Annotated in this window: 11 protein-coding genes and 1 pseudogene; 7 read left to right on the plus strand and 5 right to left on the minus strand. The window is 53.1% G+C overall.

Annotated features, from left to right (window positions below; genetic code table 11):
• Nucleotides 1–98 precede the first annotated feature (98 nt).
• From ACF8O8_RS17295 to ACF8O8_RS17305, 3 genes are all read left to right on the plus strand, one after another.
• Nucleotides 99–1,040, plus strand: a complete 942-nt coding sequence (locus tag ACF8O8_RS17295) for a tyrosine-type recombinase/integrase (protein WP_349738903.1) — start codon at nt 99–101, stop codon at nt 1,038–1,040.
• Between the two features lie 265 nt (nt 1,041–1,305).
• Nucleotides 1,306–3,630 (plus strand): AAA family ATPase, encoded by a 2,325-nt coding sequence (locus tag ACF8O8_RS17300; RefSeq protein ID WP_392510044.1) that lies wholly within the window; start codon nt 1,306–1,308, stop codon nt 3,628–3,630.
• 2 nt (nt 3,631–3,632) lie between these two features.
• Entirely contained in the window at nt 3,633–4,430 is a 798-nt protein-coding gene (locus tag ACF8O8_RS17305) for a hypothetical protein (RefSeq protein WP_349738905.1), read from the plus strand.
• A 119-nt stretch (nt 4,431–4,549) separates the two neighbouring features.
• On the opposite strand, the gene ACF8O8_RS17310 is transcribed toward ACF8O8_RS17305, so the two are convergent.
• The 4 genes from ACF8O8_RS17310 to ACF8O8_RS17325 form a co-directional block, all read right to left on the minus strand.
• Nucleotides 4,550–4,921 (minus strand): histone-like nucleoid-structuring protein, MvaT/MvaU family, encoded by a 372-nt coding sequence (locus ACF8O8_RS17310; RefSeq protein WP_349738906.1) that lies wholly within the window; start codon nt 4,919–4,921, stop codon nt 4,550–4,552.
• A 189-nt stretch (nt 4,922–5,110) separates the two neighbouring features.
• Nucleotides 5,111–6,115: a hypothetical protein gene (locus tag ACF8O8_RS17315; protein ID WP_349738908.1), complete on the minus strand. Its 1,005-nt coding sequence runs from the start codon at nt 6,113–6,115 to the stop codon at nt 5,111–5,113.
• Nucleotides 6,108–6,785, minus strand: a complete 678-nt coding sequence (locus ACF8O8_RS17320; RefSeq protein WP_349738909.1) for a TauD/TfdA family dioxygenase — start codon at nt 6,783–6,785, stop codon at nt 6,108–6,110. Before ACF8O8_RS17320 ends, ACF8O8_RS17315 begins: the two co-directional genes overlap by 8 nt.
• A gap of 269 nt (nt 6,786–7,054) precedes the next feature.
• The gene (locus ACF8O8_RS17325; RefSeq protein WP_349738910.1) at nt 7,055–7,726 is read right to left on the minus strand and encodes a GntR family transcriptional regulator; all 672 of its coding nucleotides are present in this window, start codon (nt 7,724–7,726) and stop codon (nt 7,055–7,057) included.
• Between the two features lie 207 nt (nt 7,727–7,933).
• Here ACF8O8_RS17325 and ACF8O8_RS17330 point away from each other — a divergent pair, with 207 nt between their 5' ends.
• The 4 genes and pseudogenes from ACF8O8_RS17330 (at nt 7,934) to ACF8O8_RS17345 (ending at nt 11,315) form a co-directional block, all read left to right on the plus strand.
• Nucleotides 7,934–8,995 carry an aromatic ring-hydroxylating dioxygenase subunit alpha gene (locus ACF8O8_RS17330; protein ID WP_349738933.1) on the plus strand — a complete coding sequence of 354 codons (1,062 nt, stop codon included), beginning with the start codon at nt 7,934–7,936 and terminating at the stop codon, nt 8,993–8,995.
• Nucleotides 8,992–9,423: pseudogene (locus ACF8O8_RS17335) on the plus strand (ferredoxin reductase); the annotation flags it as partial. The gene ACF8O8_RS17330 and the pseudogene ACF8O8_RS17335, both read left to right, overlap by 4 nt.
• Nucleotides 9,424–9,711: 288 nt before the next feature.
• The gene (locus tag ACF8O8_RS17340) at nt 9,712–10,380 is read left to right on the plus strand and encodes an alpha/beta hydrolase (RefSeq protein ID WP_392510045.1); all 669 of its coding nucleotides are present in this window, start codon (nt 9,712–9,714) and stop codon (nt 10,378–10,380) included.
• 137 nt (nt 10,381–10,517) lie between these two features.
• Nucleotides 10,518–11,315: a hypothetical protein gene (locus ACF8O8_RS17345; protein ID WP_349738912.1), complete on the plus strand. Its 798-nt coding sequence runs from the start codon at nt 10,518–10,520 to the stop codon at nt 11,313–11,315.
• 321 nt (nt 11,316–11,636) lie between these two features.
• On the opposite strand, the gene ACF8O8_RS17350 is transcribed toward ACF8O8_RS17345, so the two are convergent.
• A complete protein-coding gene (locus tag ACF8O8_RS17350; RefSeq protein ID WP_349738913.1) occupies nt 11,637–14,468 on the minus strand; it encodes a DEAD/DEAH box helicase in 2,832 nt (943 codons plus the stop codon).
• Nucleotides 14,469–14,492: the final 24 nt, after the last annotated feature.

A 14,492-nucleotide genomic window follows, 5' to 3' on the forward strand; every position in this document is an offset into this window, starting at 1 on the left:
ATTATGGCTTGCCAGCCAATAGAACGGGGGTAAAATGGCCTGGAAGGCGATACAAATGGCCAAGGCTAGCCACCGAAGGCTGAAAACGGGGAAATGACATGGTGGAGAAGGTCAGCAAGGCAGATAGGTACTTGGAGGCAAGCGTTCGTCAGAACACTTCGAAGAGCTATGCGGCCGCCCTCTCCCACTACGAAGTCTCCTGGGGCGGCTTCCTGCCTACCACCACTGAGTCCGTTGTGCGCTATATCGCGGAGTACGCCGACCAGCTGGCGTTGAGCACGCTAAAGCAACGCCTGGCTGCGCTCGCTAACTGGCACCAAAGCAATGGCTTCCCCGACCCCACCAAAGCCCCCAAGGTCAGGCAGTTGCTGAAGGGCATCCGGGCGATACACCCCGTGCAGCAGAAGCAAGCGGCTCCTCTGGCGTTGTTGCACCTCGAAAAAGCAGTGGCGCACCTGGAGGATGAGGCCGTTCAGGCAAGAGCCGCCGGCAACATGGCGGCTCTTCTCAAGGCGACCCGCGACATCGCTTTGCTCACAATTGGCTTTTGGAGGGGATTCCGCGGGGACGAACTGGCTAGGCTCACGATCGAGAATACGCATGCAGAGCGATACATCGGGATCAGGTTCTACCTGGGGTCTTCCAAAGGAGACCGGCACAACACTGGCCGTGAGTACAAGACACCATCACTGAGCAAGCTGTGCCCGGTCGAGGCATACCTGAACTGGATCGAAGCTGCTGGCCTCACTCGTGGCGGTGTGTTCAGGGGGATTGATCGCTGGGGCAACATCAGCGATCGCCCGATCGCGGCCCACAGCCTTATTCCTCTCCTCCGCGACATCTTGAATAGGTGTGGCTTGCCCTCCGAGATCTACAGTGCTCATTCGATCCGACGAGGATTTGCTACCTGGGCAGCCAGCTCTGGCTGGGACATCAAGACGCTCATGGAGTATGTGGGCTGGAGTGACGTGAAGTCAGCACTGCGGTATGTGGAGCCGGCGCAACAGTTCGGCGGACTTATCCGAAAGCTGGAAAAGTGACCTCTGGTTCAGTGCAGGCCGGAGCCATCATGACCCAACCCTCCTGCACCCAAACAGCCTGAGATCAAACTTGTAGACCAGGATCGTCCATGTGCGATGCTTCGCTGGGGTTGATCCTCCCTTCAAAGAGTCGCAGGCGCCCCCTGCAGAATGCGCATTCACTCCCTCTTGTTCATGGCACAATAGTGGCCATCGCTGGCTGCCTAGCTCCATGCCATAGCATCTGAGCCTAGGCGATATAAAACTCGTGATGGCTGAAACGATAATGGAACTGATTGCGCAAGATGTTGACTGGACTCAAGTTCGCCGAAAACTTGTTTCCAAGTTGTCTTCACTTAGATTAAACGGAGCTGACGCTGACTGGGTGATACTCGTATTCGCAGTTGCTGATTTGAATAGCGACAACGACCTAGAGCTAGAGCTAGATCGCCTATCCGCTCCGGAAGATTTACGGAGCAAGGTTGAAAGACATTTTCGATCGGATAGCTACGCCATCAAAATAGCGCTTCACGGGCTAAATGATGAGGCGTTCTCAAGTTGCTATTATGTAGTGCGAAACCATTTGCTTGCCATCAATGATGATGGCGTTCGCAATTTCATAATATTCATAATCAACCATATCCTATCATCAGGCTATGGAGTAACAGCCAGCTACCCACGGATTTCAGGATTTTTAGCGGCTGGGATAGTTGAATGCCTCGATTGCACTTCAATTATTGATGTGCAGCCGATCACTGGTCAAATTGCCATCGACTCAAAATTCAAGTCTTACCACATGATTGGGAATAACCGAAGTGGTGAGGACGAGCTGATACGGCTTAAGCTCGAAATGCATGATGTTAGATACACCGAATTTGGGCTCGATGGAATACTCGACTACCCTGCACAAAGTCCTGTCTACGTGCTTGACCTAAATCGCAGAGATGCGCAGGTATCGTCGAGCCTTAGAGTACCAAAAATTACGCCGTTGCTAGACCTTCTCGCCATGGGGGTGACTGGCGAATTTGTAGTGATAACACCTCAGTTTAAAAACAAAAGTCACAAGTACGCCCTTAAGGTGTTAAATGTATTGGCTCAACACTGCTCTATTAATGCAGTCATAAGTTTTTCAGCACCAGCAGCAAGGTCATCCTCATGCGGCATGCTGATTGTCGCTAGCTCGGATACCAGCCGAGAAGATGGTAGGGTACTTGAAATTGATGTGACTCGTCATAATCCCTCAACTAAAGACCTTAGCTACCTAGATGCAGCGAACCTTGCAAGCTCGATTTTTGGCATTTGGGCGCAGAGCGGAGTCAGTCCTAATAATGTATTGCCAACCGTGCAACGCATCATCAATGCTCAATTCTCAGGCGGTTATATCGATATACCATCTCTCTGCAGGGTAATGAATCGCAAGAGGAATAGTCCATTCCAACCCGGCGATTTCATGGATGTGAGTGATCATAATAAAGACAGCTATCAACCTAGCCTTCTGATTAACGGGGCTCCCATCCTGAAGAGCCTCACTGAATCCCAGGTCAACAAATGCCTTTATATCATCGGCAATAATGGTGTGGGCAAGAGCTTTTTACTATGCGACCTCATCCACCAGCTGGCGGAGAGAAGTATGGAATGCACAGCACTCTCGATATCTCGGGCTGATAGGTTTCCGAAGGCAACGGGAGAGCTGAGACGCTATTACAAACAGGTTGGCGAGTCTGAGTCTCTCGCAAAAAGGAGTGAGGCGTTAACAAAGTCCTTTATTTCTATACTGGAAAGCTCTAGGCGTTTTAACATTTTCGCTACGATTCTGATCGAACTGGGTTTCAACCAGGAAGTCTACTTGCTTCGAAAAGGAAAGGCGGAAAAGCGGAGAGATGACGACGACGGTTTGATTTCATTGAACCTTACCACTTCTCTCGACCAGGAGGCCATCGACACAGCGAGACAAGTCGACCCCGCTAAATATGAGATAGGTATCGTCCCGCGGCAGGAACACGAAGCACATTCGCCTAATCATGATATCATCATCCGGTTCTCAGATCTGAGTTCTGGCGAGAGGAACATCATACAGTTGATTGTGCTTCTTGTTAGCGCAGCAGACCACAATGCAACTTACTTAATTGATGAACCAGAAATCAGCCTTCACGTACGATGGCAGCAGGTGCTGCCGAGGGCCTTCTCAATTCTCGCAGAAGCATTTGAAATGTCCGTAGTCGTGGCCACACATTCCCCCGTAATGATTGCTAACGCCAAAGGCAGTAACTCGTATTGCTGGAATGTCAACGAAGGTGTTCTTGATCTTTTAGACCTTGAAGACAGGCATTCGGTTGAGACTATCCTGCTGCAGGGCTTCCATACTTACACGCCCCACAACAGAGAGGTTCATGAAAAATGTGCCAGACTCGTCTCCGGTGTAATTGAGCTCGTCAACACCGATGCGCGTGAAGCTAGTAGTTTCGGATCCTCGGCAATCGAGGATCTCTCTGCCATCAGCGATATAATTGATAAAACCGCAAAGCATGATGACGGCGCGCAGAAACATGGCGATCTTGACCTAATTCACAAAGCCATAACAGCGATTCGCTCAGTTATTCAGGTGGGCTAGCAATGACACACTTTAACTTCAAGAGCCCAGCCGAAATTGCAGCGTTCGAGGCTAGGTATAGTGACGAATGCCATGGGGTAAAAAAACACAAGCCGGGCACGCTTCGTCTCCTGAAGGAATTTGCGGGTCGTGCTGCGACTGAGTTCGACAGCCGACAAGCGGGAAACCCTGAAAGCCCGAATGATTTGTGGGTTGATCTTTACGAGCATAATAAAATTAAAAAGTCAGGGGTCACTGGCAAACTTCTTCGCAAGCACCTTCGAGATTTTCTCGAAGCGGAGCAAGGTCGTAAATGCTGCTACTGCCAGCGCCCCCTGGTGAATATTTCTCACGCAAAACCAATTGAGCATATTTTACCAAGGCAGCCCTTCGTACAGCATTCTTTTCATCTCTGGAATCTGGCGGTTGCTTGTTTTGATTGCAATCACGCTAAAAGCAATGATTGCTGGGTTGACCCAGCTTTAGCTTCAGTGGCATCCTACCCAAAGCCGCAAGATTTTGTTGACTCTTACCACCCGCGCTTTCACTTGTACGACGAGCATGTCAAGTTTGTACGAGTTCAGACAAACACTGTAAACATATCGCTATATATAGGGCGCACCCTCCAAGGAAAAAATCTTTGTAAAAGCCTGCTTAAAAAAGTCTCTGCGAAAGATATTTTGCTGAGCAGTAACCTGCTCCTGAAGGAAAGCATCCAAAAGCTCCACGACAACATGCCTAGCCTTGACGGTAGAGCTGCTATAGCAGTTGACGAGTTCAATGAGGCTCTGGCAGGCATAACACTTAAATTGATCCGCTGATCATTTTAAGCAAGATTGTGGATCTATTCAGATTCGAATTTCATTCTGTCATTGCTGAAGCATCCACCTCAAAGCTTCGAGGGAAGTAGTCATCGCTACTCCCCTCAGGTTGCTGCGTGTCAGCCTTGAACAGAAACCCAAGACTCAACAACGTCTGCACCAAACTCGGCTTTCCACTCCTTCAGCAGCTTGTGATTACCGCCTTTGGTTTCGATGATTTCGCCGTTGTTCGGGTTCTTGTAAACCTTTACGCCACGAGGTTTGCGGAGAGTTTTCTGTGGTGCCGCTACTGATGCGCGACGGCCCGCTTCAGGATCGAGAATGTTGATTACGTCACGCAGACTGAAGCCATATTTAGCCAACAACTCGCGGAGTTTGGTTTCAAATTCAATTTCTTTTTGAAGCTCGGAGCTTCCTTTCAACTCTTCCAATTCAGCGAGCTGAGCGGCTAGAGCTTGCTCAAGTTTCCGAAATTCGGCCAAGCGCGACATAGAATTCTTCCTTCGGTAGTGAATCCACTGTGTAAGGTGCCATTCTAAACGATACTGACGAGTACGTCCCTATCGCTGCAGGTTATGGCTGCGTGTCTTGGGTACCCGCCGTCCCTTCCTTGCTCTCGCGCCAGTGACTTTATGGCCCCGGGAGCTTAGAGCTCTCCTTCTTCATGAGTGGTCTAGGGCCTAGTCGTTTCCATAGTCTGGCTCGTACTCAATCTCTCGCTCATCCTGCTCTACGTATTCTTCATCGAAGCCTGCCGCCTTCATAGCCTCAGCACCCTCCAGGTGCAAATCACACGTTGGGCAGTAGAACTCGACGGGTGTGGAGTACCGCTCAACCGTTTCGTACCCACTTTCATGATCCTGCTCGATGACCTCTTCATGGATGCGATCGCCCCCTAAGAAGGCTTTGCTTTCACATGCAGGGCACGGAATGTCCCAATGGCTATCCAAGAGGTATCTGAAAGCATCCTGATACGTCCACCACCTGAGGCTCTGGGACTGCTCTCGCAGCGCCTTGATCTCTTTAGGAGAACGCTTTTTCGGCTTCTGCTGTGATGAGCCAGATGCCTCATCGGGCTTTTCAAAGGTTGCTCGGGCGTTCGCGATGCGCTGTTTGGCCGCCTGCACTTTGATCGTGTGAAAATCCTTTGCAAGGGCAGCAGGGATTTTTGACTCACTGCCCACCCAATCCTCCAGCTCGAGCTCCATGGATGCAAGGATGAGTTCTGAGGTTGTCCAGAACTCCCCCTCCCAGTCGCTATCCATGACGCCGGCGTATGCTGCCTGGCCCGAATGGAGTTCGGCATTTCTACGTGAAGAGATCAATTCGCATGCCTTAGCATGCGGTGTGCCGAATTTTGCCACCGTGTGTTTCAGTCGTGCGAAAACCACGTGAGCACTGATGGTCTTCACCTTGGTGTCAGTTTCGACACCACAAGCCTCCAAAAGGCTATTCGGATTGTCGGTTTCCACGACCAGGCAAGGATGAATCGCCGCCAGTTGAGCTTTACCCAGGAGCTCAAGGGCCAAAGCAGCCCAGATCTGATAGACCTCGGAATCCTTCGAGGCCTTGGCCTGCAACGCTCGCGAGGCGTAAAGCCGAGACTTCCCTAACAGCGCCTCCGCCGAGATCGCTGATGGCACTTCCTTGCGCGGCTTTTGGGCGGTACTTCCTGTGTTAGCCATGGTTGCTTCTCTCCATTACGGTGACCCTCAGGAGCTTCCGCTCAGTGCTACCCTGTGCTGCTCCACGCCGATGTAGAAATCGCCAGTTATCAAGCAGCAGCAACATCCCGGCCTGCCAGGTGATTGCATGTTCGTCTGCGGGCTCAAAGAGATCGATCGCGCGCAAGATTTCGTGAGCGCCGGCGTCCATTGGCGTCATGCAGCCAGGGTCGTACCTGTAGTAACGATCGGAACTGCCCCGAGCCGTGGTGTAAAAACTGTTGCCGCCATTGGTAACCCTGAAGGTCGACGAGCGAGCGGCCTCCGCGTTCAATGGCTTGAATGCGCTTCCTTCAGAGAAGATAGTTTGAGCAGCGTCGGGGGCGGCCTCTATGCAACCCATAACGAGATAACGGGGCGGTGTAGCCCAGTGAGCCCCGTCGGTGTGCCATGGAAATGGTCTCAGACCATAGCGGGCGCTGAGAGAGCGCAGATTCGCAAATTGCGTGTCAGTCGGAATCAGCACGTCAATCAAAGGCCCTCCACGGCGTGATGTCCTGGGCTGCCCAATGGAAAAAGCAATTTCGAGCGCAGCTTGCTGAATCACAGAGGCGGTATCGTCTGGCAACTGGAGGCTCGCCCATCCATTAGAGTGCAAATCTGATAGCGCGTTCTTGATCAAGTGTGGCATTTCGCATCCTTGCAGCGGGGCCAGAATGAACGATTGTAGAACCCCGCAAACGATTCGAAGCGCGCGAATTCACTCTTCGTAGTGTCAGCGTGGCCGGCCGTAGCATGTGCTGCTTAAAGGTAGCTAATCTCAAGGCCCAAGGGCTAGCGAAGGTGGAACAGGGGTGGGATAGCGGCTATGCCCTAGACAAGCTACACGTCTGAATGCAAATCCCCCTACCGCCTCATGAGAAAACGAGCAGCTCGCCCGCGCCCCCTTACCGAGGTTCATTAGACGCTCATTAGTCTTGCATACCGTAAAGTGACGTTCGCATGCTCCCGCATGATCGCCTCTGCCCTGCCTCCTTGACCCAGCAGCATGGCTTCCACGACATCATGGTGCTGCATATGGGCGAAATTGAATCGTCGATACTCCTGGCCCAAGTTCTCGCGATCGACAGCTAACGCGTCTACTGAGGCGAAAGGCATCTGTGCGTTCCTTACGAGAGCCATCGCTACCACCTCGTTACCACTCGCCTCAATGATTGCCTGATGGAATCTCCTATTGATGTCGTGATACTCGGCAAGATCCTCTTCTGTCACGTAGCCCTTCTCAAACAAACGATCACCTTGCTCAAGGCACTTCATGAGCTTTGCCTTGGTATCCGAAGTAACACCTCGCTCCGCGGCCTGCCGTGCAGCCAGCCCCTCTAAAACACCGCGCACTTCCACAGCCCCTACTAGGTTTTCCAAGGTCATGGGGCGTACGTTGAATCCACGTATTCCCTGACGCACCAGCAAGCCTTCCTGCTCCAAAACCCGGAATGCCATTCGCACAGGCATCCGTGAGACGCCTAGGAGCTCAGAGGTAGGGATTTCCAACACCCTTTGCCCCGCAGCCAACTCACCGTCCATGATCATCTTTCTCAGTAAGCTCAATACCCGCTGTCCAGGCCCGCTCATGTGCTACCCACTGGATCCATTGGAGATGATCCAGACTTTAAACCGGGTAGCGCAGGGCTCCACCTATCTTTGGATTAGGTATGGGCGAGGCAGAGGAAATCTCGATGCACGGCCCGATGAATGACCATTCTGCTATCGAAAGATAGTGTTTTTGCGCCTTTCATCCCTCCATCGTTGGATCCAGAGAACAACAACAGGAGCCCGATGATGTTTCCTAAAAATGCATGGTACGTAGCCTGCACCCCGGACGAGATTGCGGCAAAACCGCTGGGCCGGCGCGTCTGTAACGAGAAGATCGTGTTTTATCGCGGCCCTGAAGGTCGTGTTGCCGCCCTAGAGGACTTCTGTCCCCATCGTGGGGCCCCGCTGTCCTTGGGTACGGTAGAAGATGGCAAGCTTGTCTGTGGTTACCACGGATTGGTGATGGGGTGCGACGGAAAGACGGAGTCTATGCCCAATCAGCGGGTGCAAGGCTTCCCGTGCATTAAGAGCTTCCCGGTTGAGGAGCGCTATGGGTTCATTTGGGTTTGGCCTGGCGATCCAGAAAAAGCCGACCCGGCGCTCATCCACCACCTTGAATGGGCTGAAAGCCCTGACTGGGCTTATGGTGGTGGCCTCTACCATATAGCCTGCGACTACCGCCTAATGATCGACAATCTCATGGATCTGACCCATGAGACCTACGTGCACGCGTCCAGCATTGGTCAGAAGGAAATTGACGAGGCGCCTGTACACACTCGCGTTGAGGGTGAAGAAGTCGTCACTAGCCGCTTCATGGAAGGCGTAATGGCTCCACCGTTCTGGAGAGCTGCTTTGCGTGGGAACGGACTCGCCGATGACGTGCCCGTCGATCGATGGCAGATCTGCAGATTCTCCCCTCCGAGTCATGTCCTGATTGAGGTGGGTGTTGCCCATGCTGGCAAGGGTGGCTACGACGCAGATGCTGCTCATAAAGCTGGCAGCATCGTAGTCGACTTCATCACCCCAGAGACAGATACCTCTATCTGGTACTTCTGGGGAATGGCACGAAACTTCAAGCCTGAAGACCAAGAACTGACCGACACGATCCGCGTGGGGCAAGGTAAAATTTTCTCCGAAGACCTGGAGATGCTCGAACAACAGCAGCAGAACCTCCTCGCTTACCCTGAGCGAGCACTACTCAAGCTGAACATTGACGCAGGAGGTGTTCAATCTAGGCGAATCATTGATCGCATCATCGCCGCTGAACGCCAACCCTCTGCTCAACTCATCAAAGGAGCAGCGTCATGATGAACGTGGTGATTTCGGCTATCCGCCTTGAGGCTGAAGACATCATCAGCATTGAGCTTGTCCCTGCTAACGGAGGGCCCATGCCCGTCTTCGATGCGGGATCGCACATCGACATTCATCTCCCTGAGGGAATTGTTCGTCAGTATTCTATTTGGAACCACCCTGACGAAACCCATCGTTACTGCATCGGCGTTCTGAAGGATCCTGCTTCCCGGGGCGGTTCCAGAGCAGTCCACGAGCAGTTGCGCGTCGGGCAAATCGTTCAGATCAGCGAGCCTCGGAACCTTTTTCCCCTGGACTTGAGCGCGAAACGCAGCGTGCTTTTCGCTGGAGGGATTGGTATTACCCCAATCCTGAGCATGGCTCAGAGACTGGCCGCCAATGACCAGGATTTTGAGATGCACTACTGTGCCCGTGCAGAGGAGAAACCAGACCGTTGCGGGCACGGGCCACGTTCGTGCGTAGCTGGCTGGAGAGACGTCGAACTATCTTTCGGAAGGTGCACTTCAAGGGATGAGTACCCATCCTTCCAAACTGCAATTACTTCTGAAATTTCCGAGGGAAACACGGAGCGTCCGCATGCAACGATGCCCGTTACCATCAGAAGCCTTTAACAACATTCCGTATCTTGGCAGCCTCACACATTCACAGCCCCGGCTATCCAGAACTGGCTCATAGACTGTGGGCATGGGTTGATCCTTTAGAAGAACGACACTATGGCTCATGAAACCTGCCACCCCCATCCTGTCCAGACCTCCGGCCCTGCTCCTGAGGCCTGTGGTTCGGCCATCATCCTTATACATGGCCCTGATCAAAGCCCAGCCGATATGTTTGTAATCGCGGGGCGAATTAATCTGCCAGCCGCTTGCTACATCGCCATTGAGGCCCCTAAGCAATGGTTGAGTCTCAAGGACTCGACGGGGGAAATCCCAACGATTTATGAGCCAACGCTGCAGAGCTTGGATTTGCAAATCTGCGACCTGCAGCGCCGAGGTGTAGATCGTTCCCGCATCGTACTCCTAGGCTTCTCACAAGGTGCCTGCCTGGCTTGCGAATACATCTATCGAAATCCGGCGCGCTGGGGAGGTCTAATTGCGTTCACCGGGGGACTGGCGATAGAGACAGGCCTCACCTGGAAAGCCTCCGGCCAGCTTCACGGCACCCCCATACAGTTGAGCAACGGCGATAGAGACCCATGGATCTCGCTTCAGCGTACAGAGGCAACACTAGAGCTCTTCAGAGAAATGGGCGGTGATGCTGCACTAGATGTCTATCCAGGTCGGGATCATCTGGTAGACGACGAAGAAATCTTGGAGAGCCGAGCTATCATTGAGCGAGTCTTGAGCTCAGTGCAGCAAACAATGGGCACAATGCTTAGCCCATGAGCTTAGGGTTCTTGGTTCCTGAGCGTAACGCCCTTCCCCGTCCAGGTCATTGACGTGTTAGCTAGCGCTGCAGGTTGAACGCGACTCCGGGCTTCAGCGATGATAATCGCAGACCGTTATCATGGAAGGTGCCGTCAATGATCTGCGCATACTGCAAACAGGAAGCCTCAGCTACTAGGGAGCACGTGATTCCAGCCTTCATCTACCGTTTCCAGAAGCAGTTCGAAGCCAGCGTCATCGGCTGGAACGAGGTCGCGAAAAAGATGGTCGGCGGCGAGCACCAAGTGAAGGATGTCTGTGAAACCTGCAACAGTGGCGTCTTATCCTCTCTGGACGCTTACGGAAAAGAGCTCCTCAATTCCAATGGGTTCTTGACTCAGAATTACACCAAGCTCAGCGCAGTCCTCACTTACGACTACGACCAACTCGCACGATGGCTGTTGAAAATTTCCTTCAACTCTACCCGCACTGATCGTGGCCACAGCCACCTGTTTGAGAGATTCATCCCCTTCATTCTTAACGGCGCCCCTGCCCCCTCGAAGGCTGATTTCGCAATCGTTGCAACATTAGCGGCGCCAGTGTCCATCGGCGAGCTGAATGGCGACTATGAGGTTCTACAGAGCCTGGCAGGTCAGACGGGGCGTGTTAATCCATTCTTCATGCGAATAGCCTACGGGCCCGAGACGTACAATACGTTCACCCTTCGGGTAGTAATGTTCGGCCCTCTGATCTTCTTCCTGCTGATGTACCGGCCGGGCCTCTCTGCGGGATCCATTGCCAATGAAACCAAGCGTCTTTTCAAGGACGTTGCAGGTTTGACGCTGCTGCAGCCAGGTAGAACAAAAGCATTTCTGAACGCTGGCCCTACATCCTGGCTGGAATATTACGCACCACAGGTCATGAGGGTAAAAAAGCTCCGCGCCTACAACCCGTGAGCTATTCAAGAGCTCGTTAGCTTCATCCAAGCCTGGCACCAAAGGAGTTAGGTCGAGATTTACGACCGAGCACCACCTGACAGCGAGGTGCAAACGTAGGCTGAGGCTGAGATGTGGTGATCAGCGGTCGTGCCCAAATGAGCCTCATCCGATATGGGTAATAAGCTCCTCAAGTCGGTGACGTTCAATCCAATCGGATGCATTCACGTAACCTTAGCGTCAGTGCAGGTTTGAGAGCTGATTGCGACCCGCAACGGGGGGCCGGCACGTTAAAGCGCCGGCACCCAGCTCACAGAACTGAGTGGGGCTTGGGCCCTGCCATCAATGAGGAAACGTCCAAGCTGCTCCTGCCCAATCGAGATTTTCGGGTATCAGAAACTGATTGCTTAGCTCGGCCAGCCTCTTGTTGGCCACCTCATGGGCCGCTTGGAAAAGAGCCTTGGACGCAGGCACCGAAGCCATTTGTGAGCTGAAATGCGCGGGCGTCATCAGCCAGTTACTAGCCTCTGGAGCGTTCACCTTGACTCCCCCCTGCCCGGCCAGAATGGTCACAAACTCCTGACGCACACGATTCCCCTGCGGGCCTTGCCAGCGCAGCATCGCGCCCAGCAATGCGCCATCTTCCTTACCTAGGCCCGGAGCGCAAACAGATCCTGCCAGGCCATCAAAGTCATACAGACATGCTTTGGCAAGCAGGTACTGCATCAATTGCGAGGTCAAATCCAACATCTGGATTTCTGGGCGACGCGCAGCAAGCTCCCTGTCAACGGTGACATCCATGCGCGACGAAGTTTTTCTGCTGCGTCCAAGCTCCTGCATGACCAGGTCAGGCAAGCGAATTCGCAAGAGGCGCGGTTCGTTGCTAGGAACAGAAATTTCAATACCGAGCTGGCCGAACATGCCTGTGACGAAGCTTTGGAGATGATCGATGGTGATTGCCACCTGATCACCCAGTTCGTTGATGTCATTCGTCGCAGCGTGGGCGAAGATTTCTCTCTGCTTCTCCGCAGCTCGCTTGGCTTCCTCCAGAGCCGCGTCAATGCGCTCACTGGTGCGTTCGATGCCCAGCTTCGTTGCTTGCTGAAGGATGTCGTCGACATCAATGAGATCCACCAGTTCGCCGAGAATTTCATCCTTCAGGCCCTCGTTGAATTCATGATGCTGAACCTCGGCCAAATCATGAACAACGCTATCGATACGCTCGTACATCAGGTCAACGATTTCCTGATCAAGGCTATCGGACTGCTGGATGTTGAACACCACGACCTTCATCTTCTGCCCGTAGCGATACAACCTACCAATCCGCTGGACTAGACGCATGGGGTTCCAGGGCAGGTCATAGTTCACCATCATGTGGCACTGTCTCTGCAGGTTGATACCCTCACCACCCGCCTCGGTGGAAATGAGGAACCGACCCTGCGTCTCGAATTGTGCAATCGCCTCTCGACGCTCAACGTGCTGCATGGAGCCATTGATGAGCGCTACTTTGTCATCACCAAACCGGGCCGCCAATGCATCCCTGAGATAGCGCTGTGTGGTTCGGTACTCGGTGAAAATCAGCACCTTCTCTTCAGGGTTTTTCTTATTGATTGGCCCGATGACCTTGTCGAGAAACTCCGTGAGCTTCAAATCATTCGTCATGAGCACCGCAGCGTCATCGATGAGCTGCTTGAGGAGCTGAATCTCCCCTGCGAAGAACTCTTCTGCCTCACCACTGACCTGCTCTTCCCACTCACCCACATAGCGCTGATCATCCGGTGTACTGGGTAACGTGTCGCCGCCAAAATTGTCCAGCAATCGCTGAAGTCGATTCCGAAGAGCCTGGTGGATCGCGGCAGCACTAGACACGGCGAGTTTGCGGTACACCGTCATCACAAAACCAATGGCGTTACCTGTCTGACCTAAAGCCTCGCCTGCGGCATACCCCTTGCGCAGGTAATGCTGCAGGGTCTGGTCGAAGTCAATCGATTCCTGGCTGCTGGACACCTGCAGCGCAGAGGTAATTTTGCCTTCAAAAATGAAGCGTCCCTCTGCATCGGTAACGTCTGCCTTGTGATTGCGGTAAACCATGTCACGCAGAATTTCGGGCTTGAGGCTGAGCATTTGAAGTTCTTCCCGCCGTTCCGGGCGCAGCAACTCAAGCAATGCTACGAACTTGTCCTGCATGCCCTGGTGAGGAGTAGCGCTGAGAAGCAACATGTGCTCTGTGCGGCTCCGAAGGGCTTTTGCAAGATCGTAGCGCTCAGAGCTATCGAACTTTAGGCCGTACTGCCGGCGACTGAGTCGGTGACCTTCATCGAAGATGACCAAATCCCAAGGCTCTGCCTGGAGCAGACTTTCGAGGTGATCAGGCTGCTTGAGGCGATCCAACGACCCGATCACACAATCGTGCATCTTCCACTGGCGTGGCTCATTGACGAAGAAATCCTCATGATAGATCTCAAAGTCTTCGAGCTTGAATTTGTAGTACAGCTCATCTTGCCATTGCTTGGTTAACCCCGCGGGCGTGATCAGGAGGATGCGCTTCACACGTTTTCGCTGGATCAGCGCGTGAAGCAACATGCCCGTTTCAATCGTTTTGCCCAGACCTACGTCATCCGCGATCAACCAACTCAGGTTGTTCGACGCCAGGATGTGGTGCACCAAGTTGATTTGATGAGGCAGCGGGTCAATTTCCAGGTGAGACAGGGATCCCGTGTTCTCATTCCATACCTTGATCGCGTGAGCGAGCAATCTTAGTCTCACACGCTCAGCATCCGGCTCCACGCCCATCTGAGCGGTCACAAACCGGTGTTTAACGCCCTTAACTTGTCGTAGGTATTGATACGGCAGCCAGTGTCGCTCTCCCTTTTCAGGGAAATCCACGAGCGCTTGCTCGCTGCCAGCCAGGTCTCTGAGCTGCATGATCGCTCCCTGGCCTAGCGAACGAACACCTGTCCCGGGCGTCGCGTCGAGAACGTCTTGGCCATTCACAAATCCCGACTGCAGGACATCAGAATCAACGATGCTCGCACTACCTGCTCGAATCCAATGAACCTGGGTCTTGCCAGTCTCAGGGATTGCCATCCTGACAACGCCAATCTCTTCTTGGCCACTGGGGCTAAAGCGCTTAACCCAACAACCCTGTACATGAGTAAGTCTAAGCGGCTTCATGAAGTACTCCCTGTGAGTCCAATT

It is taken from the genome of Pseudomonas sp. TYF_14 (assembly GCF_043105275.1).
In the GTDB taxonomy this organism is placed as follows: Bacteria; Pseudomonadota; Gammaproteobacteria; order Pseudomonadales; family Pseudomonadaceae; genus Aquipseudomonas; species Aquipseudomonas alloputida.